This window comes from Mesorhizobium sp. M7A.F.Ca.CA.004.06.1.1, from assembly GCF_003999135.1.
GTDB lineage: Bacteria > Pseudomonadota > Alphaproteobacteria > Rhizobiales > Rhizobiaceae > Mesorhizobium.
In genome coordinates this window covers 1-459 of sequence record NZ_RZPQ01001446.1, presented here as the reverse complement: position 1 = coordinate 459, position 459 = coordinate 1, and the positions used below count along the sequence as shown (strand labels likewise).

1 pseudogene is annotated in these 459 nt (G+C 64.1%); it reads right to left on the bottom strand.

Annotated features, from left to right (window positions below):
* Positions 1-459 (bottom strand): annotated as a pseudogene (locus EN906_RS36860) (transketolase); the annotation flags it as partial.

The window sequence follows — 459 nt, the reverse complement described above, 5'->3', positions numbered from 1 at the left end:
GTTCTGGCGTGTCAGCGCCAACGTCGACGGCGTCTTTTCCGACTCAAGGGCGATCTGCCAGCATTCGGCGGTTTCGACGGCGTCGGCCGGGCGGAAGACATTGTGGTTGGGAATGGCGCGCAATGCGGCCAGATGCTCGACCGGCTGGTGGGTCGGGCCGTCTTCGCCCAGACCGATGGAATCATGGGTCATGACGAAGATCGAGCGGATGCCCATCAGCGATGCCAGCCGCATCGACGGCCGGGCATAGTCGGAAAAGCACATGAAGGTGCCGCCATAGGCGATGAGGCCGCCATGCAGCGTCAGGCCGTTGATCGCAGCCGCCATGCCGTGCTCCCGGATGCCGTAGTGGACATAGCGCTGGCCATAGTCGTCCGAGGTGATGTTCTTGGTCTGGCTGGTCTTGGTGTTGTTGGAGCCGGTCAGGTCGGCGGAGCCGCCGACCTGACCGGCTCCAAC